The organism is Candidatus Cloacimonadota bacterium (assembly GCA_012516855.1).
In the GTDB taxonomy this organism is placed as follows: Bacteria; Cloacimonadota; Cloacimonadia; order Cloacimonadales; family Cloacimonadaceae; genus Syntrophosphaera.
The window spans coordinates 18,202-44,250 of record JAAYWB010000042.1 but is presented as its reverse complement, the minus strand read 5'-3'; the positions used below and the strand labels follow the sequence as shown (position 1 = coordinate 44,250).

Sequence of the window (26,049 nt, the reverse complement as noted above, 5' to 3'; positions counted from 1 at the left end):
CGAGCATCGACGCCAGCAAGGAATGATTATTCCAATGCCTCCTGTCGTCCATGCTCACTACGTTCGCTATACGCCAGGCTCCGGGGAAAATAGCGGTACAGCGACCGCCTGGACAGAGGTAGCAGCGCTCGGTTTGAACAATCCGGTTTGAAGAGAGCCGAATGAGAGCCCGAAAAAAGCAGCGGAGGAAGATATCCATCCGCTGCAATGTTAACAGGCCGGCAGGCAACTAAGCGCGCCAAGCCTGATTCATGTCCAGGTATTATTTCATCAGCAGCATTCTGCGGGTCTGGCTGGCTCCGGCGGTCTCCAGTTTGTAGAGATACACCCCCGAACTTACGGACTTTCCGGCTTCGTCGAGTCCGTTCCAGACAACGCTGTGCTTGCCGCCGGAAAGTTCTGAATCCACCAGGGTCCTGATCAGTTGGCCCTTGGTGTTATAGACGGCCAGGCGTGCCTGACCGCTTTGGGCGAGGCTGAAGGAAAGGGTGGTGCTGGGATTGAAGGGATTGGGATAATTCTGTTCCAGCGCGAAAGGCACGGCCACCGGATCGTTTGCGGCCACATAGCTGTCCGGGGCCAGGGTGGTGAATTTTATGGCCAGACCTGCCTGCAGGGGTGTGGCTGTGGGCGGATAGACGTTGCCGTGAGTGTAGCCGAGGCCAACTGTCTGGGTGTGGTTTTCGATGCCCACTGTGCAGTAATTGGTGGTGAGGCCGGGATTGTCCACGGTGTGGTACTGGACCACGATGTCGCCGTCACGGTCGGCCTGGGGATAGAGGATGATCTGGAATTTCTCCAGGGAGGCGTTTTCCATCAAGTCTATGTTGTATTGGTTGTAGGCGTCGTTCCATTGCACGATGTAGCGGTTGTTGGCGGCGTCGTGCCAGCGGATCAGGCGCATGTTGCTGAAGGTGTTGTCGCCGGTTTTCATGCCTTTGAGGTCGTCCCAATAGCCGGCGATCATGGCGTAAGGGCCCAGCGCGGCAGGGATGTAGCAGTTGTAGAAATCCACCATGTCGGTGGGCAGCAGCGAGATCCAGCCGTTTGAGCACATGGTTACGTGATTGTATTCGCGGCCGTAGAAGCGGAAACTGAAAGGCAGGTCAACCGTGAGTGAACCGTCGTCCATCACCTCCCAAACCGTCCCCTGCCCGCCCAGGGCGGGATCGGTCTCGATCCAGTTGTAAACCGGGGTTTGGGCAAAGCCGGCATCGAAGCTGTCATAGGCGAAATAGCCGTATTCGTCAGGTCCGGTGGGAGAAGTGGTGGCCGGCGTTCCGGCGGTGAGGCTATAGAAAGCGGTGTTGGAATATCCGTTTGAGCTCACCACCATTTTCATGGGCAGGTTGCGGCCATGCCAGGCTTCGGAGCCCACCGTGATATCGACGCTGAATGTCTTGGTCTCGCCGGGGCCGAAGTTGCCCAGGTTCGCGCTTCCGCCGTTCTCAAAGTTTGCCGCGCCGGTGAGGGAGACGCACTGCGCAAGGGCGTCGCTGAGGGGGCTGGCGCTGGTGTTCATCACCTGGAATTCCACGCTGGAGGTTCCGCCGATGGAAATGAGCCCGGAAGCGTTCAGGATGGTGAATTCCGCTCCGCCGCCATACATCTGGAACTGCTGTTCCAGGTTTGTCGCGGCGCTTTGCAGGGTGAAGGATATGTGCCGGCGGGGAACTATGTCCGCGTGGCCAGTGATGGTGAAATTGATCGATTGGGTTTCGCCGGCGGCCAGGGTGAAGGGGCTGTGGTTGTAGTCCACTGTCGCGTATTCGTCCGCGCTGATGTCAAGTTCATTCAGCGTGACTGGCGCGGCGGAGAAGTTTTTCAGCGTGACCTCAGCTTCGAAGACACTGTTTGGATTCAGGGTCTGCTGAGCCGCGTTGTTGGCGGTGATGCCGATCCCGGCGGGTTCGCTGGGGCTGAGGGTGCGCACCAGGGGCAGGAAATTCTCCTGCGACACCGTGATGGTCAGGTCTCCGCTCTGCTGAGGGTCAAGGGGCAGGATGGCGAAGCCGTTTTTCACCTGGGCGTGGGTGTAATTTATGCCATCACGGGTTCCGGTCACCATCGCGCCGAGGTTGGCCGGGGCGTTGATCCGGATGTGGGAGGCGCTGGGGGAGAAGGTCAGCCCGCCCTCGATCACGCTTTCCGGGATGCTTCCGGGCACCAGCACCCACATCTTGAGGCTGGGGTCCCCCTGGAGGTTGTAAACGTGGTAATAGAAGGCCACATACTGGTTGGGGCCGATTTCGTTGGGGAAATTCTTGTAAAGCTCGATCTTGCCCATCAGCACGCTGGAGCCGAAGCCGCGCACCCCATAGTCAAAGATGCTGCGAAAAGCGCCGCTGGAGATGGAGTTGTTCAGCCTGGTCTTGGTATGCAGGTCTGAGGGGCCAACAAAGGCCACGCAGCCGTTGGGCTGGGCCACGCTGCCCATCCGCATCCACTTTTCGCCAAAGCTGGGGTTCACGGAATTGGCGAAATCGCCTGTGTTGCAGACGATGGAAAAGACCACCGGCATGCGGGGGCCGTTGACCGTTGAATTGAGATCCGGATTGTGGAAGGAGGGGTAGTGCCAGCCGTTGGCGTCGCCCCAGCCCCGGTAGCTGACGAACTGCACGCCCTGGTTGATGGAAGCGGTGATGGAGGAGGTGCCCGGATAGGTGGGAGGGTAGAAAACGGTGTCCACAGCGGCGTATCCGTGATCCAGCATCTTGTCGCGCAGCCAGCGTGACATATGCACCGGGGAAACGGGCCGCAAGCCGCCTTCCGCGTAGTTTCCGGCCACTGCCAGACCGCGGGTCATCCAGGCGGTGTTGTTCATGAACGGAGTGCTTTCATAACTCACGGATTTGTTCGCCATGGTCAGGAATTCCGAGATGTCGTTGAAAGACATTCGGCCCACCAGCATCTCCGGGAAATAGTCATCGCCTTCCAGAAGCGTGTACTGGTGGTCATCGGCGTCGTTTTCCGCGTATTCCGGAGAGGGGTAAAATGCGGTGGGGATGGTGTAGGAACCCTGGCCCGTAACGTCGCCCAGCAGCAGCAGGTAATCGCAGTGATACTGCTGGTAGTGGTTTTGGATGAAGTTGCGGTAGTCGGTGAGGGTGCTGCCGATTTCGCCGGGATACGCCACGTAAACGTCAAATCCTTGCTGGCGTTTCCACTGCACGAAGCTGGTTTGGTAATTGGCCAGGTTGTCGTGGCTGAGAATCAGCATTTTGGGGCGGGCCACGGGCAAATCGCGCAGGTAGGAGGTGTCAAAGTTGTCCGCCAGTTCCCGGTAGGCGTCAATGAAGGCGGGAGAGACGCTTTGGGGCAGGGGGATGGGTTGTTGTCCGGCCAGGGAGAACTCCGCGTTCGTGAGGGTCCGGATGCTTTCTCCGTCGTCGATCTGGGTTTCGACGAGCACGGTGAAGCCGCGCATCTCGCGGAAGCTGAAGCTGTTGCCGACGCTCAGGGCGTCCAGGTTCCTGTTCTGTTCGCTGTAAAGGAAATTCCCGTTCCGGTCGAAAACCTTCCATTCCAGGCTCTGCACACTAAGCTCCACGCTTTGGAAGGGCAGGGCATAGGTGCGCGAAAGCAGGGTGGTTTCCGGAAACTCGGGATCATCGCTGTCAGTGGCTTCCAGAGGGGACAGACGCAGATTCTGCAGGCGCGCGGAGAGCCCGGAGGCGGTGGTTTGGCAAACATCCCCGGCTGCGGCGTAAAGCACGCCCAGGGAAAGCATTATGACTATCAATAAGTAATATCTCATTGGTATCCTCCCATGATACTGGTGATACCAGTATGCAAGTTTCATTCCGTAATCTCTCCGCTTTGATAATTAGGTGACATTTGGAAAGTTTCTTGCTTCAGTTATAATCTCTTAAAGAAGATAATTGGACAGATGATGAAAAAATCACTTGGATACACCCTGCTGCCCCTGCTGGCCGCGATAGCCCTTTTCAGTTGCGGGACCAACACCCCGTTGGTGCCCGGCGATAACGAGAGCATCCTGAGTTTCGGCTCCGACCAGTCTCTGGAAATTGTCACTTGGAACCTCCGCACCTTCCCCCTCGACCAGGCCAGCATCCAAACCATAGCCCAGATCATTCCCCAGATGCGGGCTGATATAATCGCCTTCCAGGAAATCATGGACAGCTCCGCTTTTCACGAACTCGCCAACCTGATACCGAACTACTCCGCCCATATCTATAACGCCACCAGCAGCTACCGCCTGGCTTATCTTTACGATACCCGGGTGGTCCGGGTAAACGACGTTTATACCATCTACGAGGGCCAAACCAATCCATTTCCCCGTGCGCCCTACGTCCTGGATTTCGACTTTCAGGGCCGGAACTTCAAAGTGATAAACAACCACCTGAAGGCTTATGGCGACAACTATATCGACGAATCCGACCCTTGGGACGAGGAATGCCGCCGCCGCCTGGCCTGCCAGATGCTGGACCAGTATATCGTGGAAAACCTCCCCAATGACAATGTGATCGTGGTGGGCGATATGAACGACCAGATCGCCGAACCGGAGGAATACAACGTGTTCCGGGTCTTTCTGGACAAACCGGAGGAATACCGCTTCGCGGACATGCACATCGCCCTGGCCCCTACTTATAACAATGTTTCCTACCCTCCCTACGTTTCCCACATCGACCACATCCTGGTCACCAACGAACTTTTCGACGCCCTCGACAATGCCAACAGCGTATGCCGCGTGATCCGCGTGGATGAATTCATGGGAAGCTGGCAAAATTACTTCAACCAGATTTCCGACCACCGGCCTTTGGGGGTGAAACTTTTTTTCTAAGGCTCTATTTGAAAGAGAGCCTTAAATGACCTTATCATGGAATCATGGGCCCAAAAATAACCTGTCCAGGGGAGGGTGCAACTCCTCCCTTTTTGTATAAATTCACAAATCAATCCAGTAGGGAGAAAGTAGGGAGAATGGCTTATAACGTACTCTGCATCAGGGTTTGGAGCCTATAGATTCACAATTCACAGCCCTCTATTACATAGAACTCCCCCAGGGGGGATGCAAATGGAATATATAATATAATATTATATAAAAGTATTAAATATATTATATATATGATATATCTATATTTCATAGAGATAGCTACTATCTTGCATATGCTATCTCTTGTTGCATCAGTCTGGATATAAGAGGGGCCGTATTTGTGAATCTATAGCCCTGAAACATATACTGGTAAAGGGTTTCAGGCTCATCTCCCTACTTTCTCCCTACTTTGGGATTTGTGAATTCATGGCCTTGTCCCACACCCACGTCATTCTGAGCTTGACCCGGAATCCAGTGTACATCCATTCATGGATCCCGGATCAATGTCACCTCGCGGGCTCGGTGACGTCCGGGATGACGTATATTCGGTTCTCCGGGCAATGCCTTTACGCGTCATTCCGGGCTTGACCCGGAATCCATACCAGCAGAATAGTCTATAAACCACCACCCAACCCCACACCCACGTCATTCCGGGCTTGCCCCGGAATCCAGACCGGGCGGAATAGCCCATAAACCACCACCCGACCCCACACCTACGTCATTCCGGGCCTGACCCGGAATCCAGTTTATCCATGATCCATTATCATTTTCCGCGATTTTCTGTGACGAATACCCCGTTTTGTTACCCACTATATATGGAGCCTTTGCCGTATCCCATTCACATCCTATTCATTTCCCGTTGAGTTCCTGCCTGTCAAACGGGAACTAAACGGGAGGCGAAAAAGAGGCGAGTGGGAAGGGGCAAAGGGCAAATCCAAAGCAAAGAAAGAGAGGCCCCGGACAAGCGGGGCCTCTGGCGGAAAAGGTTTTGAGATTATTGGGAAGGGGTCACTTCATCAGGACCATGCGTTTGCTTTGGACCTGGGTGCCGTCGCTGAGGCGATAGTGGTAGATGCCGGAGGAAACTCCGCGTCCCTGCTCATCGGTGCCGTCCCAGACGGCGATGTGGCTGCCCCTCTCCAGATGTCCGCTGGCCAGGGTTTTCACCTTTTGGCCGCGCATATTGAAGATTTCCAAAGTGTAGGATTTGGAGGGGTCGCTGATCTGGAAACCAATGCCGGTGCTGGGATTGAAGGGGTTGGGATGGTTTTGCAGCAGCCGGAAGGCTTCCAGGCCGGGAACCACGGGGTCGAGGCCGGTCACCGTTTCGTTGTTCAGTTTTTGGGCGTAGAGGCCGAGGATCTCGGTCTTGCCGCTGGAGCGCCCGTCCGCCCAGATCGCGTAGGCATCGTTGCCCAGGGTCACGATGATGGGATTGTATTGCATCTTGCCGGCGTCGGACAACACATCGCCGAAGGGCGAGGTCTGCACGAAGCTTCCGTCGGATTTGATATACTTGTAATAGATGTCGGATTCAATGTCGAAGTAATCCACCCAGGCTATCACCATCCCTCCGTTGTCAAAGCGGGCGAGGCCGGGGTTGGACTGGGTGCTGTCTTTCTGCACCACAAAGTTGCCGAGGTTGCCCCAGAGGGGTGATCCTGCCAGGGAATACTTCTGGGCGATGATGTCGTATTGGCCGCCGATGTTTTCGCACCAGGCAAAGACGATCTCGTTGCGGAAGCCGTCCTTGTCCACCAGGCTGGGCTTGTCCTGTTCACGCCCATAATCGGCCAGATTCACCCCCAGCGGGTCCCAGAGGCGTTCTCCGCCGGTGGAGAGGTGCTGCCCGTAATAGTTTTGGACAAAGTCACCGCGGGCGTCCTGCCACATCACGAAGATGCCCTGGTCGGTTTTTGTGGTGAGCGGGAAACGCTGGTTAGTGTCATAATTGGAATGGGTGGAGGCCATTTGCCCGGCTTCGGGCCAGCCATCCGCGGCGTTGCCGTCCAGGCCAACCTTTTTCACATACACGCTTTGGGTGAATTCGGAGGGTTTGTAGTTCTGCCAGGTGTAATAGTTTTCCTTGAGGTCGGTGATCACGCACTCGCTGTTCAGATCAGCGCCGGAGAGGGTGCTTACCATCACGCCGTCCGGACCCCACTGCTTCTGGTTGTTCTGGATCATCTGGCCATACACGTGATAGCGGTAGCTGGTGTTCACCTGGTCGTAGTTCGACCATCCCACATAGAAATTCCCGTCGAAATAGCTGATGCGGGGGTCTTTCTGGCTTAGCGGGTCCATTTCCGTCAGTTCCATCCCCGTGTCGCCCCACAGCCTGTTTCCGCTGGGATCGAGCAGTTGGAGGTAGATCTTTGGGTTGGGGTTGCGGTTGTCTTCCCAGGCTATGGCGATATGCCCGTCCGGGGTAACGGCCGCGCTGGGGGTGAGCTGGTTGTAGCCGGTGGAAAGGGTAACCGGCCGGCCGTTGGGTTCCAAAGCCACGCTGCCGTCGGGATTGAGGAACTGGAAATAGATCTGGTAGCCGAGGTTGGCGAAGCGGGTGTCCTGCCAGATAATCACGGTGTCGTTGGCCCGGGGCAGGAAGAGATAGTGGTCCAGCGGGGTGTCGCCGCTGAGGCCCCAGAAAACTTCCTCGCCGTTCAAGGCCAGTTGGGCGGTGCCGGCGGTGTTGTAAACCTGGTAGTAGATACCCACGCTGCCGTTGCGGATGTCCATCCAGTTGATGAAAACGTTGTCTCCCGCCACTTTCACCAGGGCGCTGCACTGCTGGTTGGGAGCGGAGCAGACGGGCTTGCCGTTTGCTTCCCAGAGGGCTGCTCCTGTCGCGGAAAGGTGCTGGGCATAGATGTCGTCGTTGGGTGTGTTGCCGTTGCGCAGGTCATCCCAAACGACGTAGCAACCGCCATTGCCATCGGAGGCCATGCGGGGTCCGACCTGGTCGAAATCCGCCACGCTGAGCGCCACGCCATTCGCATCCCAAAGCAAATTGCCCGAAGCGCTTACCTTCTGAGCGAAAAGGTCCGGATGCTGGTCGTTAAAGCGTTTGTCTTCCCAGATGATGATGACGGCGTTGTCGCTGGTGGCCACGATTCTGGGGTTTTGCTGCTGGGCGAAGACGGGGTTGCCGGAATCGCCATAAACGACGAAGGGATCAGGCCAGAGTAGTTGTCCGTTCAGATTCACTTTCTGGGCGTAGATATCGGGATCGGTGTTGCGCTGGTCCTGCCAGGTGAAAACGAAATCCCCTCCGGAGAGGGCGGCCATGCGCACTTTGCCCTGGTTGCCATCGGCATCGGAAAGCACCACCAGTTCAGGCCAGGCCATGGTGCCGTCGGGGTTGAAGCGTTTGAGGAAAATGTCTTCCGCGCCCACATAGCTGTGGGTGTAGGCTATCATCAGCCCACCCTGTCCGTCGGGCAGCATGGTGTTTTGTTCTTCGTCGCCGGTGCCGTTGGCAATGGGGATGCCATTCAAGTCCCAGACGGGGTTTCCGGAAGCGTCGATCCGCTGTCCGTAGAGGTCTTTGCTCGGGTTGCGTGAATCCGACCAGACGATGTAGGCGCCGCCAGCATTGTCTGGCTCCATGTTCAGCGCGATTTGGGTCTCCCCGGCGGTGCAGACGGGTTTTCCGCCCGCGGGCCAGAGCAGTTGGCCGTTGGCGTCGATTTTCTGGGCGTAAACGTTGCCGTCAAGGTCGTCCGAAAAGTCGATCCAGGCGATGATGAAATTGTTGTCCGAGGTCATGGTTATCACGGGATCTTCCTGGCGGTCCGGCTTGCCGTCGATCAACACAGGCTCGCCCCAGACCATGTTTCCGGCCGCGTCAACCTTCTGTGCCCAAAGGTCTCGCTCGCCCAGCTTGGTGTCAGACCAAACGTAAATGGCGCAGCCATCGGCGGTTTGAGTTCCGGTGCGGAACCATTCGATATTAACTCCCTGGCGGATGGGAACGGCGTCGTTCCAGACCAGGGAGGCGGTCAATGAAACTATGAATCCCAGTAAGAGGATGATCAGGACTGCATTTTTCACATGTCTCTCCTTGCTTGATGCTAAAATATGATAAGCCCTTCAGGGCCAGGTTTTTTGAATACGGTCATTCTGAAATATGCAATTATGCTTCCAAACGGCGAAAAACTGTTCGGCCGGCGACCACGGTTTCCTCCACAAGCCACTCGTGGCCCCAGAAGCAGAGCGCGGAGAGCAGGTCTTCATCCGGGAGCGCCGGGGAGGGTAGTCTCAGGAAACAGAGGTCCGCTTCCTTGCCTGGTTCAAGACTGCCGATCCGTTCCTCCAGGCCCAGCAGGGTGGCGTTGCCCAGGGTGATGTGGTGAAAAAGGCGTTCGGGTTTCAGGGAATGGGCGCTCTGGCGGAAATTGGCCATCTTGGCGTGGTAGAGCATGCTCAGGGCGGTCCCGGCCGCGACATCGCTGCCGATGCCGATCCGCAGCTTTTTGGCAGCCAGCGCCGGGTAGTTGAATTCGCCGCTTTTGAGGAAGAAATTGGAATCTGGACAGTGGGCAATTTTGCAGGCGTGGGCGGCCAGGATGTCCAGTTCGGCCTCGTCCAGATGAATGGCGTGGGCGAGGATTGTCTTGTCTGTGAGCAGTCCCAGACGTTCGTAAACCTGGGTGTAGGAGTCGGCTTCGAAGAGTTGGAGGACATGTTCAATCTCGCCGCGGTTTTCCGAAAGGTGGGTCTGAATCCAGGCACTTCTCGCGGAGGCAAAATCGGCTACGCGAGACATCAGTTCTTTAGAGCAGGAAAGCGCGAAACGCGGGGTGAAGACATATTCCAGCAGGGGGTTCCGGCCATGCCAGCGCTCAAACAGCTCCACGGAACGGGAAAAGGCGTAGTCCGTGGACTGGATCAGTTCCGGAGGGCCGTTGCTATCCATCATGGTCATACCGATGAAGGCCCTGGCGCCGGAGGACGCGGCACTGGCAAAGGCGGCTTCACAGGCTTCGGCGAAGGGCGCGGTGTAGATAACGGCGGTGGAGGTCCCGGCAGCGAAGAGGGCCTGGAAAAACTCGTCGGAGAGGGTTTTGGCGTAGGCGGGGTCCGCCGAACGGGCCTCTTCGGGGAAAACATGGCGTTCCAGCCAATTAAGCAACGAGGGTTCATAGGCGCCGCGGATTCGGTATTGGGAAAGGTGGACATGCACGTCGATGAAGCCGGGCAGGCAAAGCAGGTCACGGCGGTCTTCGCAATCTTTGTCCAGAGCGGGATCGAAGCGGCGGATGAAAGCTATTCCGTCCTCATCCCAGGCGATCACGTGGTCCCGGTAGATCACGGCGGCGTCGGGAGTGAGCGGGGTGAGCAGCTTGGTTCTAATCTTGCGCATGGATGATTTCCCTGATGGAGACGATTTCAGCATCGCCCAGTCCGAAATGCAGTTCCTGACTGCTTTGGGAGGAGGTGCCCTTAGCGGAGCTGAGCTCCCGCATCAGGCTGTATTCGCTGCCATCGGGGCGTTTCAGCTTCACTTCCACTCGGGTTCCGAAAGCGGGGGAGTTCGGATATTGGGAATATTCGGCGGGATCAGTGATCAGCACAACTTTTCCGTTGTCCCAGACAGGCTTAACGTAGAGGGCGCGGAATCCGTTATGGCTACGGTTGAAGAGGATTTTGGCGCCGTTGCCGCTGCCCACAACCAGATCGGTGAAGCCGTCCCGATCCAGATCCGCGGTGGCGTTGCCCCAACCGTTGAACACCCTCGCCCCGGCCAGGAAAGTTATGTCGGTGAAAGTGCCGTCGCCGTTGTTTTTATAGAGGTAGGAGCGGTCGTTTTGATAAACCGAGGTGATGAAGAGGTCCAGGAAACCGTCGTTGTCGGCGTCCAGCCAGAGGGGATCCGAGTGAAGTTCGTCGTAAGTGATGCCCGCTTCCCGCGTCACGTCTGTGAATTGCCAGTACCAGAGGGTGTCGACGCCGATCACTTTGTGGCATAAGCCAACGTTGCGAAGCAACTGGCTCACATCCGAAATCTCGATGTAGCGCGGATGGGCCAGGTTCGCGATGAAGAGGTCGAGGTCGCCGTCGTTGTCAAAATCCCCCCAGTCAGCGCCGATGCTGTGGCCGTACCAGCCATCCTTGTAACGTCCGCTCAGGCCGTCCCGGGCCGCCACATCCAAATAAAGGCTGTCGGCATGGTCCCAGCAGAAATTGCGGGTGAGGCGGTAATTGGTCACCAGGATTTCCTGCTCTCCGTCGTTGTCGTAATCAGCAGGCGCCACACCCCGTCCCGCCAAGCCCGGTTCCCTGGTGTAGCCGGGTGTTCGGAAACCCAGTTCCACGCTTTTGTCGCTGAAGTAGCCGCCATCGTTTTGCCAGAAAAAGTCAGGATATCCGGCCTGGACCTGCCAGGTTTCGTAGTTCGCGGTGTAAAGTGAGGGATAGCCTGTGCGGCCGGTGTCGATCCAGGCGGCGCCTTCGGTGGGAAAACGGTCATCGATCTCGCCGGCGCGCTCGTTTACCTTCACGAAGCGGCTGCCTTGCTGATTCTTCATCAGGGCTTCGCCGAGGCCTTCGGAGTTGTGGGAAATGGCCACGAAATCAAGCCAGCCGTCGAGGTTGAAATCTGCCCAAAGCCCACCGTTGGAATTGAGCCGGCTGATGTTCATGGAATCGCTCAGGGCCACGAAGTTCCGCCCCTGTTCATTCCGGTACAGGGCGTTGCCGTTGAAGAGCAGATCATTGTAGCCGTCGTTGTTATAGTCGCCGATGGCCACCCTGGTGTAGCGCTTATCCGGGAAAGGATGTTCCTCGAAAATGATGCCCCGGTAACCGGCCAGGGAACGCGCCCAGGTTATCAGCCCGGCCTCTATGCCCAGCTTCTGGCGTAGCTCTTCCAGGGCCGCAAGGCAGGCCTTGTCATACTTCCGGCGCGGCGAACCAAGTATCAGCGACCGCGTGAAGCTCCTGGCAGCCCGCAGAAGAAAGAAATCCTGGTTGGGCAACGCTTCGATCCTGCCCTGCCAATAGCTCAGTTCCGCCAGGTCGCCCCGGTCGTTGTTCGCGAAGGAAAGGGTCTGGATATCGCTGAGGAGCTGCTGGAAGGCGGGTCCGGCTGAGGGGATCAGCGCGGCGAGGTTTGTTTCGTCGCCATAGAGGTTGTGTTTGGCCAGGAGCGAGTAGTATTCAGCCTTGAGCCTGGTGAAGCGCAGCCGGGTGTTCCATTCTGCCGGGGTGAGAAGGTCATAAAGCACGCGCACCTTTTCTTCGCGTGAGTAGTCTTTCAGGGCGGAATCGAGCATGTAGGCCACCTGGTTGAGCAGCAGGGAGTTGTCCGGCCGGGAACGCCTGTAGGCTGGACTGAGCATGTAGATGGCGGAAATGTAAAGATGCAGGTCGGATTGGAATCCCTTTTCCTGGACGAGGGCTTCCATCTCGTCGTAGGCGCCGACGCTGGAAAGGTGGTAAAGCTTGTAGTAATAGGCCACCTGGCCCCACTCGGAGAGGGGATAGTCGCGTTCGAAAGTGTCAATGAGGGCCAAAGCCAGCGAATCGGAACTTTCCACACTGATCCGGTCGATCATTTCCCTGGCTAGGCTTTCTATCACTGGATTGTAGCCGCGAACATGGCGCAGCTCATGCAAAAAGTCTTCATCAGATGTCCCGTAGAGATGGTGGTCCAGTACGATTTGCTCGTCCGGTGAGGTGAATTCTTCCACCAGTTGCTGCCTCACTTTTTCGAAAGCAGCGTTGTCGATTTTGATTTGATCGGCAAGACGGAGCCATTCCAGCGCGTCAGCCAGGGAGTGATGGCCCAAAGCCAGCCGTTCGCGGCAGAGCAGTTCCAGTTCCGGTTCCTGGGTTCGTAGCGCGAATTCCAAAGCCAGGCGGACTTCCGTTTCAGGCCCGCAGATCAGTTCCTCCACCTTGCCGGAGTGCTTTCGCAATACTTCGAAGTTTTCGGTGGCCAGCAACCAGGAGAAATCCTCGGTGCTGATAGCGCCAAGCGCCGCAGCAAACAGCAGGACGAGGATAAGACAGTGTTTCATGGCTTATCCTTCAAAGTGGCGATGAGAGCGTTCATATCTTCAGCACTGAAGCGGTAGGTGGCGTTGCAGAAATGGCACTGGGGTTCGATTCCTTCCCGCATGGAGGAGAGTTCTTCTTCGCCAAGAAGCAGCAAAGCCCGTTCAAATCGTTCCCGCGAGCAGTTACATCTGTATTGGATGGGGCCAGCCGGCGTAAGCTCCAGCTCGCTTTCCTTCACCACAAAGCGCTTGAGGATATCCGGCAGGGAGAGGCCCATGTCCATCAGGTCTGAAACGTTGGGTGTCCGGCTCAGAGCGGCGGTCAGTTCGTCGGCAAGTTTGGGATCGGCATCCGGCATCTGCTGGATGATGAAGCCCCCGGAAGCCCGCACGGCGGCGGTTTTATCGATCAGCACGCCGAGGTTCACCACGGAGGGAATTTGCTCCGACTGATCGAAATAATGTGCCAGATTGAGCGCCAGTTCGCCTTCCGAGAGGACAGTGGTGCCGGTCACCGGTTTTTTGTTGGGAAAGCCGCGGATCACGCTCAAGGTGCCGGTTCCCAGTGCGCGTACGGGGAAAAGGTTTGCTTCGGCGTCGTCCAGCCACAGCCGGGGCTCCAAAGCGTAGCCACGCAGGTCGCCACTTCCGGAGCAGATCACCAGAGCACCTTTCAGCGGCCCGTCCCCATCTACCCGCAGCGAAACCTCGCCCTCAGCCAGTTTTAGGTCCATACTCAGCATCGCCACAGCAGGGATCATTTTGCCCAGCAGCAGCGTGTTCACCGGAGAAAGATCATGCAGGTCGCGTATCGTTTGGGCCGTTTGGGTGGACGACACAGCCAGCACCCGGAATTGCCCTGAAAAAGCGGTTCCCCGCCAAAGTTGGTCATTCATGTTGCATCCATTGGGTGGAGATTTCCGTGCCCGGGTAATAGTGTGAAAGTATCTGCAGATGGTCATCGCCGGCCCGGGCCATCCTCAAAGCCCCCACCTGGCACATTCCCACGCCGTGTCCCGAGCCCCGGCCTTTGATGGAGAGGGTTTCCGAGGGATAGATCCCCCCCCCGCCGTTGTCTGTTGTCACGAAACCGCCCTCAATGTAGAAAAAGGATGATTTAGCACCGCCAAAAGCCTGACGGATTCTGTATTCGCTGGTCAGTCGCACAGCTTTCTCACCGTGAAAGGTGATGTCTGTGATCCGCCCGGAAGCTCCGCGGCGGTTGATTACGAGATGGTCGATGTCAGCCAGTCCCACGTTTTTGGCCAGTTCTCTCCGCTTCAGTTGTCTGCTCCAGGCCAGAGCCGAAGCTTTCCAGGCGCTGTTGCCTTTTTCGGCTGTTTCCTCCAGGATCCAGCGCCTCGCGTCCGCTTCATCGGCAAGGTTCAAACCCGCGGCCGCCTCATCGCACAGCACTCCGCCGAGGTGAGGTAGGGGAGCCCCGTCCCAGATGGCTTTGGAGGAGTCGGTTCTGCCGCCGCAGCAGCTGTGGTAGGTGGCGTCGGCGATGCGGCCTTCACGGGTCAGAATCTCGCCTGCAGTTGAACTGGCGGCTAGGCGGACTGTCTCATTCTGCCTGTATTTGCCTTTGTAAACCTGGCAGTGGGTGGCGTTACAGAGATCGTAGCCGTCTTTTTTATGGCTGTTGCTCAGAAGCAGGCTCACGGCGTGGGTCCTGGCCGCCACCGCCTGGGCTTTCATTGCCTCCAGAGGCGCCTTGCTGCCGATCTCGTTGGCGATCACCCCGGCCACGTAATCTTCCAGAGGAAGCAGATGCGTTAGCACCAGCCTGCCCTCCACGCATTTCAGCAGGAATTCTCCGCTGAAGCCCAACTCATCCCCATTAAGGCAGAGGGGGTCCGCGGAACTGAGATGCAGCGGTGTTTCCAGATACCGGGCAGCCCCTTTGGCGCCTGTGACCCGGACCGTGGCATGAAGCAAGGGTATGCCCTGAACCTTCTCCTCGCTGACTCCGGCTTCCCGGGCGAATCTCAGCGCCGTCGCTTTGTCCGCGAAACTGTGTTCTGAATAGACCAGGTTTTCCCGCTTGATCACCAGGCTGGAATCCTCCCAGGCAAAGCTTTCCCTCAAAACTCCGTTGGAATCAGTGTCCCATGGTCTGCTGCTCTCCAGCCAGCTCCAACTGGATAGCGTGGCTGAGTTATCCAGGCTGATCCTGATGGGGGTATCGATACCGAGTGAGAGGGGTGATTCCCTTTCTGATACAACCACTTTGGTGGCTGCACTGCTTTCGGCTTCCAATTCGATGCTTGCCCCGGAACAGAGCAGCACCTCGATGTATAATTGTCCATTCCGGTACTCAGCAGCGGCCAAGCCTGTCAGCGATAAAGCCAGGCACAAAGCAAGCGCCACTTTAAATATCAGGGCAGTTCTCATTATTGTAGATCTATTTAACCACTGATCCAGGTGGACAGGCCTGGGCGGGGTGGACCAGCAGCAGGGCGTCCGGGGTGTTCACCGCCAGCACCATCCCCTGCGAAACGATGCCGCGGATGCTGTGGGGTTCCAGGTTCACCAGCATCAGCACTTGTTTTCCGGCTACGTCTTCAGCTTTGTAATGTTCGGCGATTCCAGCCACCAGTTCGCGCTGTTCGCTGCCGAGATCAACCTTCAGGCGCAGCAGCTTGTTGGTTTTGGGAACTGGGGCGGCTTCCAGGACTGTGGCCACACGGATGTCCAGGCGGTCGAAATCTTCATAGGAGATCTGGGCCTTGATGGGTTCTGCGTTATTGGGTTTTCCAGCCTTGGCAGCTTTCTCATGTAAGAGGGCGATTTCGGCCTCGATCGTGGCATCGTCCAGCTTGGCAAAGAGGGGCTTGGCTTCCCGCAGGATGTAGTCAGCGCTGAGATCCGGCTGTTCCCATTCTTGCAGAGGTTCCAGGCCCATCATATCGCGCAGGCGGTCCATTGAGACAGGCATAATGGGGAAGAGGGCCACGGAAACCAGCCTTAGCAGGGTGAGGCAGGTCCAGAGAGTTTCCTTCACCGCATCGGGATCGGTCTTGATCCCGGCCCAGGGCTTGCGTTCGTCGAAGAAGCGGTTGCCCAGGCGGGCGATTTCCATCACCAGCCGGGTGTTGGCTTTCACCTGATAGTCCTGGTAGCCGGAGTCGATTTGGTTGAACAAGGCTAAAGCCTCGTCCAGAACGGCTTTGGCGGCGGGACTTAGCTGCGGATGGGCGATTCTGCCCTCGAAGTTCTTGCCAGAGAAGGCGAAAACGCGGTTGGCCAGGTTGCCGAGCACATTGTTGAGTTCACCGTTCACCTTTTGCTGGAAATCGCGGAAGGAGAAGTCACTGTCTCCCTTTTCCGGAGCGATGCAGGCCAGATAGTAGCGTATGTATTCAGCGGGGAATTTGGCCGCGATTTCGTCAGCCCAGATAGCCCAGTTGTGGCTGGTGGAAAGTTTTTGCCCTTCCAGGTTCAGAAATTCGTTGGCGGGGATGTCATAAGGCAGGCAATAGCTTTGGTTTTGCCCCATAAGCACCGCTGGCCAGATGAGGGCGTGGAAGATGATGTTGTCTTTGCCGATGAAGTGGACCAGCCTGGTTTCGGGATCCAGCCAGTAGTCTTTCCAGCGCTCCGGCTGGCCTATGCGTTCTGCCCATTCCACGGTGGAGGAGATATAGCCAATGGGGGCCTCAAACCATACATAGAGCACTTTGTCGCCGGCATCGGCCAGAGGCACGGGCACGCCCCAGCTCAGGTCACGGGTGATGGGACGCTCCACCAGTCCCTGTTCCAGCAGGTTGAGCATGAAGTTGCGGACGTTTTCCTTCCAGTAGTCCTTTGTGGCGATCCAGCGTTCCAGATGCTCTTTGAAATCGTTCAATTGCAAATACCAGTGGGTGGTTTCACGAATTTCCGGTTTGTTCCCGCAGATTTTGCAACGGGGTTCGATGAGGGTGGTGGTTTCATAGATTTGGCCGCAAGCGTCGCATTGGTCGCCACGGGCGCCGGGGTCCTGGCAGCGGGGGCAAGTGCCTTCCACATAGCGATCAGGCAGATAGCGTTTGTCGTGTTTGCAATAGAATTGTCGCGTCACTCTGGGGATGACGTGTCCCTTGTCATAGAGGGCGCTGAAGAAATCCTGTGAAAGCTGGTAGTGGGCTGGCCGTGAGGTCCCGGAAAAGTTGTCGAATTCGATTTCCAGGGCGGCAAAAGCGTCCCGGATGGATTCGTGATAGCGTTTCACCACCTCGGCGGGGCTGACTCCTTCCTGGTCGGCGGAGATGGAAATCGGGGTGCCGTGTTCGTCTGTGCCGCAGATGTAGATAACATCCTCGTGATGCAGTTTCAGCCAGCGGACGAAGATGTCGGCAGGAAGATAGGCCCCGGCTACATGGCCGATATGGAGTTTGCCGTTGGCATAGGGAAGGGCGCTGGTCACCAGATATTTCATTTTTCTTCTCCAATGAAGGCCTGATGGAGTTTCAGGACGCAGGGGCGAGCCTGCTCCGAAGGCAGCATCAGTTCGATGGTCATGTCGCTGTGCTGAACACGGCGGATGCCGAAGGGGGCACAGAGTTCAAGGGTGCGGGCCAGCCAGCCGGGATCGAGGTTGATTCCCAAACCCACCAGGGTAACGTAACCGAAGCCGTCTTCCCAGGACAGCGCTTCAATATCATGTTGCCGCAGCAAATACTCCGCTTCGCCGCGGTATTTTTCCTCAATCATCAGCTCGATGCTGTTTTCGTCCACGGAGTATTTGAATATCTCGTTGTTCCAGTCCTGCAGCAGTTGCGTAAGTTTGGCGTCGCGGGCCAGTTCCAGGCGGATCAGGTTTTCCTTGTGCGCGATGGCCGTTATCTTGCGTTCTTCCATCATCTCTTCCTTGCTTGCTTTTTCTGTGTGGATCAGGGTTCCGGGCGCGAAACTGCGCGAATTTTTCACCTCGACTGGAATCTGGTATTTGCTGGCGAATTCCACCGCCCGGGGGTGCATCACTTTGGAGCCGTTATAGGCCAGCGCCAGCATCTGTTCATAGCCGATTTGTGGCAGCAGACGGGCTTCAGGAACCACCCGCGGATCGGCGGTGAAAACCCCGTCCACGTCGGTGAAAATCTCGCAGCACCCGGCTTGGAGGTAACAAGCCAAAGCCACCGCCGAGGTGTCAGAACCGCCCCGGCCCAGAGTGGTGATCTCCTTGGCCTGGCTAACGCCCTGAAAGCCTGCCACGATCACTATCTTGCCCCCGCTCAACTCCTGGTTGATGCGAAAGGCGTTCACGTTCAGGATGCGGGCATTGCCATGCTGGTTGTCCGTGATGATTCCGCTTTGTGATCCGGTGAACGAGATCGAGCCGAAACCTTCCTTTTGCAGGGCCAGCGACAGCAGCGACATACTTATCCGCTCACCGGCTGTGAGCAGCATATCCAGTTCGCGCCGGGAAGGGTGCTCCGAAATGCTGTAGGCAAGCTGCATCAGCTCGTCGGTGGTCTTGGCCATCGCCGAAACCACCAGCACCAGGGAATCTTCCGGACGCTTTTCCTGCGCTATCCTGCGGGCGATGTTCTGTATCAGGGCGGTGCTGCCCACGGAAGTACCGCCGAATTTTTTAACGATTATTGCCATAAACAAACACTAATTTCTCACTGGAAACGATTTGTCAAGACTTTTTCTGGCCCCACCGCCGATTCGCCTCAACCCCGTCACCACCATTGGCATTGCAAAGTGACAACGAAATCTGCAAATTGTGCAGCGAAAACTGCAAACTGTCGCATCGTAGGACATCCTTACTCATCCTTTCCAAGACCATTTTAGGTAGTTTCTGACAGGATTTCTGCAATTTAGATCACCGAAAACTTCAAATTCTGACACGAAATCTGCAAGCGCTAGATTGAGAAAGACCTTTGCACATAGGTAGTGCCAAACCTAGGGAAGAGTAGTGTTCTGCTCGGAAAGACCAATTATGCAAAGCTGTAATTAATTCTTGACAAATTAGATAGCCACATATATTGTTATCTTATCAAGAACAGGAGATTAACCATGCGCCAAGATAAGATGACCATGACAGACTACGACATTCAGAACCGACTGAGCCAGATAGAGCACTTTTTGCTTGAGTTCAAGGAGATGGTAAACTGGGACAAGGTAAAGAAGTATCTGGAGCCGCTTGATCCTCAGCGGACCAAGGTTGCCGGCAGAGATTCCTATGATCCAGTTAAGATGTTTAGGGTGATGTTGCTACAGGGCTGGTATGATCTTTCCGATCCTGAGATGGAGTTCTATCTTCGCACCAATCTTCTGTTCATGAACTTCTGTGACTTCAGCATAACCGAGAGTACCCCTGATCATTCGACAATCAGTCGTTGGCGCGACCGTTTGACAAAGTCCGGCTTGTATAAGACCGTGTTTGAGGGAATCATGGGCGAATTTCACGAGATGGGTTTGGAGGTCAAGAAAGGCAAGATGGTTGATGCGACCCTGATCACCTCGCAGGCCCGCCCTCGTAAGAAGGTTTACATAGAGACAGAGCCAACTGGCGATGAGGCACAGTCAGAAGAATCAACTCCCACCTTTGAAGCAACAGATGTGACAGTTGAGGAGTCAGTCGATCAAGATGCCCATTGGATGAAGAAGGGGAATCAATCGACCTATGGCTACAAGGGGCACGTATTGACTGACTCCAATGGAATCGTGGAGAACATCATCGTCACTCCTGCCAATGTGCATGACACAGTGATGTTTCCGGACTTGATCTTCAACACAGCTCTTGAGGAGGGAGACATCATTCATGCTGATAAGGGTTATCACAGCGAAGCCAATAAGGAACTGCTCAGAAACAATAATCTGGTGGATAAGATCATGCACAAACGCAAGCGGAATGAAGCCGAAGATGATGCCAACAAACAACGCAACAAGGCTATTTCTCAGCATCGCTACGTCATCGAGCGTACCTTTGGCTCGCTGAAGCGAAGCTATGGCTGGTCGAGGTCAAGATACCTGGGGCTGGAGAAAACGACTTGCTATCTCTACATGAGGTGCCTGGCCTACAACATCAAACGGGCAATGAAAATTCTTTCTCTAAGTCCTGCATAGGAGAGGTGCGTCCAGATTCTGTGAATTGGGTTTGAAAAAGGGCAATATTGGTTGGGTTTGGTACGAAACAGCAGGATAATTGGCGTTTCTCCCTCAATTCTTGTGAAAAATATCCTGAAGTTGTGGATAACTTTCCGATCTCTGCTTTGTCGTGTCAGCTTGGAACAATTACGCAAAGGTCTTTCATAGTTATTGCTTCTCCGTTTTGCATTGTCTAAACAACTCTACTACGTCATTCTTGGAAAGGAATCTTGAATTTGCGACTCGTTGGGGTGTTATCCACGACAGAAACACGTTTCTGTACTTTTTTTCTCCATACACATTACTTATTGGGAGAACATAACACTCTTTCTTAACTCTAGTAAGTCCGACTATGAATTCACAGATCTCATAATCCGCTATCTTGGTGGGGTCCTTGGGGATATCTCCATTATTAACACCCAGAAGAAACACATAGTCTGCTGCCAATCCTTTAGATCCTTGGTACGTAACAAACTGAATCGGATAAGAGCTGTTGGAAGAACTATCAGACTCCTCACCATCTACTTTCCTAAAATAGCGAACTATCTTTTCCTTTATGGGTACTCCAAAGACTACTTCTAAGTTCGCTTCAGCTGCAGCACTCTCTTGAGCTCCTATAAACTCTCTAATCAAATCTACATTAGCTTTGTGTTTTTGTTTGTATTCTTCGGGCAGTAAATCAATGAGGGGAGTGTTGTTTAATGAATTATTTAGGATTCTTCTATGCTCCTTAGGGGGGGTGATTTTGTCAGAAAGTAGCAGTAACCTCCACCCGATGTTTGATGTTTCATCATCTAAAAGAATTCTATATCCTTCGCATAATTGGTCAATTTCAATGTTATTGTTCTGTTTCGGCTCGATGTATTCTGCAATGTTCTGCATTTTGCTTCGGAATATATTCAAGTATTTTGTTGTGCCTATGACCAGTATGAGTGGCTCAATTCCATCTCTATTTCTATAATCGTCTAACTCATCTTGCAGAATAGCCGAGATATACATGTTTAGAAAGACTTCTGCTGCATTTACCGAGGCCATGTTCAATATCTGAAGCTTTGGATAGTTCTCATTTACAATTTCTTTCCCTGGCTCAAAAGCTCTAAACGACTTATTGATCCTATTTTGAAGATATCCCTTTTTAACAGCATTTTCCACAATGTCACTTACGGACTCTACTATGACCTTAGGACATCTACTGCAAAAAGGCAGTTCAAATTTGGTGTATTCTCCTGATCGATACAAGCTTCTGAGGCTGTCTCCCAAATCGTACTTGCCATTATAAATAGCTTGATCATCATCACCTACTATCAGGATCTTCCCATGACTTTCCAATTGCTTTATGAAGGCAACTTCCAAAGCACTAAAATCCTGATATTCATCTATCAATATATTATCATAATCTGGAATTATACTGGGAGTTATTGTTGCCTTCTTCAGAATACGATAAATTGAATCATTGAAGCTTATTGCTTTGTAGTATGTAGCTCTTTTCAAGTATAATTTGAACAGAGGATTTCTTTCATCTAGCTTATGGAACAACTCGTTGAAAATATCTTCCTTAACCCCAGTATCCTCACTAATAATTGCACCTAGCATACTTACCATGTACCAGTCAGGAAACTGTCGGTTGAAAATGCCCATACAGAACTTGTGCAAGGTACAAACCTTTGCAAGGTCACTCAATCTGCAGTTCAAGTCATTCACAAGGCGGTTAATGAAGGTAAGCACTAAGTTGTTTGGTGTTCCTGATTGTTTGAGAATGAGTTCAAATGTTGTAGTTTTTCCAGTCCCAGGTCCAGCTACAATGACTTTCTTGGCAGCGGTTGAATCGATTATTATCTGAGTATAGGCATGCCTGTCAATTTGTTGGTCACTTGATACTACAACAGTATTCATTGGATTTGTTACCAGTCCATGTTCATCATATTATCTACTTTATATTGTTCCCTTGAAATGAAGTCATTCGTGGTTTCGCTATCCCGGATTACCAATACGTACTCTTGTCTGGATTCTGGATCACATTTAATACTTAACCCTGATTTTATGATTGTAGTCGCATTAGGGTAAAGCTTCACCACAAGATTATCGAAACTATCCTTGATTTCTCTCATCTCAGAATATTGATGTTCAAGGTTCACGGGGAAGAATGGATAGTTCTGCGAACTCAGTGTATAATTACTGTATGACATGGGAATAAATCCAATATCCGGAATCAAGACATCACCGAAATAAGCTCTAGTTAGATAACCATGGGCTATTGGGTTTCGGACATACTTTATGAGTTGTGCGATTTTGTTCTTAATCTCTACATCCCCAGACATCAAGCTCATTAAAAGACTGTCAATCTTATCATAAATGCACTGGAATACAAAGCTCTTGATATCAATCCTAGAATTATAGCTATCCGAAAAGGGGTACAACAGAGTTAAAACATGCTCCATGTAACTAACAATATGAAGGGCATAGGAATTAATGAAGCAATCGGCTCTATGATCATTATGAGGCCAATCACTTCTATCGTTCAAATTATTCTCTATTTGATATTCCAAACATTCAAATGCTCTCTCAAACCTAATATAGTAGTTTGGGAGTATAACATTTCTTGCTGTTATACTTACTTCGGCATCTGCTATGAATTCACTTTGTGATTGAATTATCGCTTGCCTGATCTTAGTCTTGATCTCGGTATACACTTCATTATGATCGTCGGTCTCACTTTGATGAAATTCGAATGAGAATTTGTTAAGCACAAACGCGATCTCAATTTCTTTGTATTGCATGAACAGGATGAAAGCTACTTTTTCATGAGGTTTGTACCTTACTTTCATGCCAAGGAGGTGTTGAAATAAGTACAAAACCTCATATGGAGTAAATTCTTTTTCTTCCCGCATCACCATATTCAAGATTTCGTCTGAGGATTTAGTTGTTTGAGTAAAATCCTCCATTAACCTGTTAATTGTCGATTCGTTAGTACTCATAATCTCCATTCCACCTTTCTTCACGTTTTGTACCTGGGCGGTGTTTCACGCCCAGGTACTCCACGCATGTTAACTGCATATGCTATACAACATTACGAAGACCAACTACATGGCTAACCATAAGAGTGGCCATTCTCGGTCAAGGTAGTATTTCACCTAAGACCTTAGCCACTATACAGCTATCCATTGTAGGAGAGTTGCTATTATGTTTTGCATAATTCTCACCTCCTGTTTTATTTACTACGCGCGTAGCATGTTCTACTCAAACTCACTCAGGTCAAACTTGAGTGTGTTGCTATTCTCTTTGATGGTGCGCTGAGTGGCTTCATCGAAGCCTTCCAGGTTATCTGCTTTGATTTCTATCTGGATTGATGCAGATACTGCTGGTTTCTTGATCAGATGCATCACGATCTCATCTATGATAGTGGCAAAGTCTGTCTTGGCCCTGGTTGCATCGAGTTCTTTACGTCCATAATAGTGTAATCTGGTCTTAGGTTGGGTAGGTGGTGGTGTAGTGCCTCCAGTACCGGGTCCACCCTGACTACCAGGAGTACCCTGGCCTCCAGTACCAGCTCCGGGTGTAGAGCCATCTCCTTTTCCAACTAGTGTGTCACCTTCTGCTGTTTTTTGCTTATGCTCTGCGGCAATCCCAGGATCGATAAGGAGCAGTGAGCTATCATAGATAGGAGCGGTTGAGTTACCAAACGTGAATCCTATATACTGATCGTTATCATATCCATAGGCAAAGCCAAAGAACTCCTGGCTTGATGCGCCTGCGCTTATAGCAGCCTGGAATACACTATTGCTGCTCAAACGGGGCATATACAGATAGCAACACATGCTATGCCAGACATCCTGGGCTTTCATATGATGGGTACCATCCTTCCAGAACCATTTCTTGAGCAAATTGCTGAGATGGATGGGAGCCCACCCAGTAATCAGGTGTTCGTTTTCCTTGAGGACCTTCTCGACCTCAGCAGTTAAATTCTGAGCTGCAGCATTGATGGAAAGTGCCTCAAATCTATCTCCGGGTGCGTTACCCTGATCAGGGATCAGAAGCCACCGATAGGTATCACGAATCAGATGCTTAACTGCCTTTTCGGCATCTTCTTTTCCCGCTTTTGCCTGCCTTGTCTGGTACACATCGAGGTTGAGCTTCAGCATCTGGATATCCTTAAGAATCGAATCCCAAGCCAATAGGGTCAGGATCTGGTCTTTAAGTTTTCCTTGGTATTCACCATCAGCAGCCAGGAAGATTAAGCGATTCTGTCTCAGTCTTGGTTGTTCACCCCGATGAGTGAGGATATGTTTCGCACCTTCATAATCTGAGATGCCTTCCATAGCGAAACTTCCCCCGGAGCGCAGATAATACGCATCAGGAGGCAGCAAAACCAGCCTGAGAGAATAGTCATCAGGGATGTCTTCGCTGCGTGTGAAAACGTGCACTGCTTCGAATACACCATTGCTCAGTACTTTCTGCAATTGGTCCTTAATTACCGGGATCACATCATCCTTATCATTAAAACGACGTTTGCGATCCTCCATCTCTCGTCTGAGGTTAGGCCGGGTATCGAACCAGAATTGCTTTTTATCCGCATTGCTCAGATAGTGCAGTTTATCAACCAGCCTGTTCATGGCATCGCTAAACAAACCAATTACCTGGTCCGGCATCACAGAGCCCAACAGGATACGCTTATACTCAATACCTCTTGAGGTTTTAGCAGCATGCAGGGAGACCGCATGAGGTGCGCTGCCCAGGAAGATGGTGCGGGTCAGTTTCCTGCAAGCCTGAACCTGGCCAAACCTGGCTTCCGCATTCTCGATCAAATGAGGTTCCGACCTTGAACCGTCCACATCCTTTTCCAGCACAGGGTCCCATCCTTGAGGAAGATAATAAACCACCTCATTACGGACATCGGCATCATAAAGGGGCAGGTTACCCGGCATAATCAGGGGGTCTTTGTTGTTGTCTGTCCAGAGTTTATGGATTACCTTGGCCATCAGTTTCAATACACCCCTGGTTCTCTGGAAGCTTTCCAGGCTTGACCAATCGTCATAAAGCCGGTCAAAGATCTCCGGATGAATGGGATAGGCCTGCAGCATCCTCTGATAGTATCGGGTTTCCTGGGTTTCGTCGGGAAAGCTGTCCTTCTTTTCCAGATAGAAGTCAGTGAAAGTACGGCAAGTTTCTTCCATCCCATTCCTATCTGATATTTCTTTGAACAGCCTGCGTTTAACTATTTCAAAGGCTTCCTCTGTTGCCACGGGAGTCCAAATAGCCTGCACTCTGCCGAAGTAGCTTTTCAAAGCTGCCAGGGCATTGATCCCCAGCTGACTGCCAGCTTCCTTGTCCGACTCCGGCAAGGAAGCCAACATGATCGCATTTGGCACCACTTTCAGCGACTCCATCAGAGCCTGCATAAAGGACAGGTTTGAGTCATAACTGCCGCCAGGAAGACTTTTCCCAGATGCAAATTGCCTAACATAGGCCACCAGCTCATCGACTAGGATCACGCAGGGGGCATACTTGCTGATCAGGGGTATTAGAATCTCCTTGCCGGGGGAAGTACCATTGAGATCAGATTGTTTGACCATTTCATAAGCTTCAGGGCCGCCAAGCTGCCAGGCGAGTTCGCCCCACAATGTGTTTACACTTGTATTGCCGCGTTTTTTCACATCTCCTGGAGATAGCTGGTTGCCATCGATCACCACGATTTTCGCCTTAGGTAGCTCAGTTACACCCGCAGCATCAATAATGGGAGAGACCCCCTGCAACTCTGAAGCAGCTAGCTCACCTTTGGCTAGATGATAAACAGCCAGCATGGTATGGGTCTTGCCACCTCCAAAGGCAGTCTGCAATTGGATCACCGGCTCGCCGCCCTTGCCGCTTAGCCTCTGGATCACAGAGGTCAACAGCAGCCTCATACCTTCAGTTATGTATGTTCTTTGATAGAACAGAGCCGGGTTTTGGTATTCTTCGCTGGCTTTGCCCAGGTGAACCTGGGACAGGTCTGCGGCAAATTCTGATTGTTTGAAGGTGCCTTTCAGTACGTCTTGATGAGGAATTGCAATGTCTCGCCATGCTTTTATCATAATATCTCCTGATGCTTTTGCAGCGTTCCCATATTCGCAAGATTATTCATATCAATGAGTT

At 53.1% G+C, this 26,049-nt stretch carries 13 protein-coding genes; 2 read left to right on the top strand and 11 right to left on the bottom strand.

What is annotated here, in order from left to right; translation table 11 throughout:
* Window positions 1-262: 262 nt before the first annotated feature.
* Complete coding sequence (locus GX466_03975) at window positions 263-3,757, bottom strand: T9SS type A sorting domain-containing protein (GenBank protein ID NLH93363.1); 3,495 nt, start codon at window positions 3,755-3,757, stop codon at window positions 263-265.
* A gap of 135 nt (window positions 3,758-3,892) precedes the next feature.
* Here GX466_03975 and GX466_03970 point away from each other — a divergent pair, with 135 nt between their 5' ends.
* The gene (locus tag GX466_03970) at window positions 3,893-4,804 is read left to right on the top strand and encodes a hypothetical protein (GenBank protein ID NLH93362.1); all 912 of its coding nucleotides are present in this window, start codon (window positions 3,893-3,895) and stop codon (window positions 4,802-4,804) included.
* A 1,038-nt stretch (window positions 4,805-5,842) separates the two neighbouring features.
* Here GX466_03970 and GX466_03965 read toward each other — a convergent pair.
* The 7 genes from GX466_03965 to GX466_03935 all read right to left on the bottom strand — a co-directional run bounded on the left by GX466_03965 (window position 5,843) and on the right by GX466_03935 (window position 18,432).
* The gene (locus GX466_03965) at window positions 5,843-8,887 is read right to left on the bottom strand and encodes a T9SS type A sorting domain-containing protein (protein ID NLH93361.1); all 3,045 of its coding nucleotides are present in this window, start codon (window positions 8,885-8,887) and stop codon (window positions 5,843-5,845) included.
* Window positions 8,888-8,969: 82 nt separating this feature from the next.
* Window positions 8,970-10,199 carry an amidohydrolase family protein gene (locus tag GX466_03960; protein NLH93360.1) on the bottom strand — a complete coding sequence of 410 codons (1,230 nt, stop codon included), beginning with the start codon at window positions 10,197-10,199 and terminating at the stop codon, window positions 8,970-8,972.
* Window positions 10,186-12,858, bottom strand: a complete 2,673-nt coding sequence (locus GX466_03955) for a CRTAC1 family protein (protein NLH93359.1) — start codon at window positions 12,856-12,858, stop codon at window positions 10,186-10,188. The genes GX466_03960 and GX466_03955 overlap by 14 nt, the downstream gene beginning before the upstream one ends.
* Window positions 12,855-13,733 carry an Hsp33 family molecular chaperone HslO gene (locus GX466_03950; protein ID NLH93358.1) on the bottom strand — a complete coding sequence of 293 codons (879 nt, stop codon included), beginning with the start codon at window positions 13,731-13,733 and terminating at the stop codon, window positions 12,855-12,857. The genes GX466_03955 and GX466_03950 overlap by 4 nt, the downstream gene beginning before the upstream one ends.
* A complete protein-coding gene (locus GX466_03945) occupies window positions 13,726-15,234 on the bottom strand; it encodes a SpoIID/LytB domain-containing protein (GenBank protein NLH93357.1) in 1,509 nt (502 codons plus the stop codon). The genes GX466_03950 and GX466_03945 overlap by 8 nt, the downstream gene beginning before the upstream one ends.
* Window positions 15,235-15,244: 10 nt before the next feature.
* Window positions 15,245-17,260 (bottom strand): methionine--tRNA ligase, encoded by a 2,016-nt coding sequence (gene metG / locus GX466_03940; GenBank protein NLH93356.1) that lies wholly within the window; start codon window positions 17,258-17,260, stop codon window positions 15,245-15,247.
* Window positions 17,257-18,432 carry an aspartate kinase gene (locus GX466_03935; GenBank protein NLH93355.1) on the bottom strand — a complete coding sequence of 392 codons (1,176 nt, stop codon included), beginning with the start codon at window positions 18,430-18,432 and terminating at the stop codon, window positions 17,257-17,259. Before GX466_03935 ends, metG begins: the two co-directional genes overlap by 4 nt.
* Window positions 18,433-18,846: 414 nt before the next feature.
* Between GX466_03935 and GX466_03930 the strand changes: the two genes are divergently transcribed.
* Complete coding sequence (locus GX466_03930; GenBank protein ID NLH93354.1) at window positions 18,847-19,899, top strand: IS5 family transposase; 1,053 nt, start codon at window positions 18,847-18,849, stop codon at window positions 19,897-19,899.
* 189 nt (window positions 19,900-20,088) lie between these two features.
* Here GX466_03930 and GX466_03925 read toward each other — a convergent pair whose 3' ends face one another.
* The 3 genes from GX466_03925 to GX466_03915 all read right to left on the bottom strand — a co-directional run bounded on the left by GX466_03925 (window position 20,089) and on the right by GX466_03915 (window position 25,991).
* Complete coding sequence (locus tag GX466_03925) at window positions 20,089-21,813, bottom strand: ATP-dependent helicase (GenBank protein ID NLH93353.1); 1,725 nt, start codon at window positions 21,811-21,813, stop codon at window positions 20,089-20,091.
* Window positions 21,814-21,821: 8 nt separating this feature from the next.
* On the bottom strand, window positions 21,822-22,895 hold the full coding sequence (locus tag GX466_03920; GenBank protein NLH93352.1) for a hypothetical protein: 1,074 nt from the start codon (window positions 22,893-22,895) through the stop codon (window positions 21,822-21,824).
* A 258-nt stretch (window positions 22,896-23,153) separates the two neighbouring features.
* Window positions 23,154-25,991, bottom strand: a complete 2,838-nt coding sequence (locus tag GX466_03915; GenBank protein NLH93351.1) for an ATP-binding protein — start codon at window positions 25,989-25,991, stop codon at window positions 23,154-23,156.
* Window positions 25,992-26,049: the final 58 nt, after the last annotated feature.

Excerpts from the sequence above, each read along its gene's own strand:
- GX466_03975 (NLH93363.1), bottom strand. The coding sequence starts at position 3,757 with ATGAGATATTACTTATTGATAGTCATAATGCTTTCCCTGGGCGTGCTT.
- GX466_03970 (NLH93362.1), top strand. The coding sequence starts at position 3,893 with ATGAAAAAATCACTTGGATACACCCTGCTGCCCCTGCTGGCCGCGATA.
- GX466_03960 (NLH93360.1), bottom strand. The coding sequence starts at position 10,199 with ATGCGCAAGATTAGAACCAAGCTGCTCACCCCGCTCACTCCCGACGCC.
- GX466_03955 (NLH93359.1), bottom strand. The coding sequence starts at position 12,858 with ATGAAACACTGTCTTATCCTCGTCCTGCTGTTTGCTGCGGCGCTTGGC.
- GX466_03950 (NLH93358.1), bottom strand. The coding sequence starts at position 13,733 with ATGAATGACCAACTTTGGCGGGGAACCGCTTTTTCAGGGCAATTCCGG.
- GX466_03945 (NLH93357.1), bottom strand. The coding sequence starts at position 15,234 with ATGAGAACTGCCCTGATATTTAAAGTGGCGCTTGCTTTGTGCCTGGCT.
- metG (NLH93356.1), bottom strand. The coding sequence starts at position 17,260 with ATGAAATATCTGGTGACCAGCGCCCTTCCCTATGCCAACGGCAAACTC.
- GX466_03935 (NLH93355.1), bottom strand. The coding sequence starts at position 18,432 with ATGGCAATAATCGTTAAAAAATTCGGCGGTACTTCCGTGGGCAGCACC.
- GX466_03930 (NLH93354.1), top strand. The coding sequence starts at position 18,847 with ATGCGCCAAGATAAGATGACCATGACAGACTACGACATTCAGAACCGA.
- GX466_03925 (NLH93353.1), bottom strand. The coding sequence starts at position 21,813 with ATGAATACTGTTGTAGTATCAAGTGACCAACAAATTGACAGGCATGCC.
- GX466_03920 (NLH93352.1), bottom strand. The coding sequence starts at position 22,895 with ATGAGTACTAACGAATCGACAATTAACAGGTTAATGGAGGATTTTACT.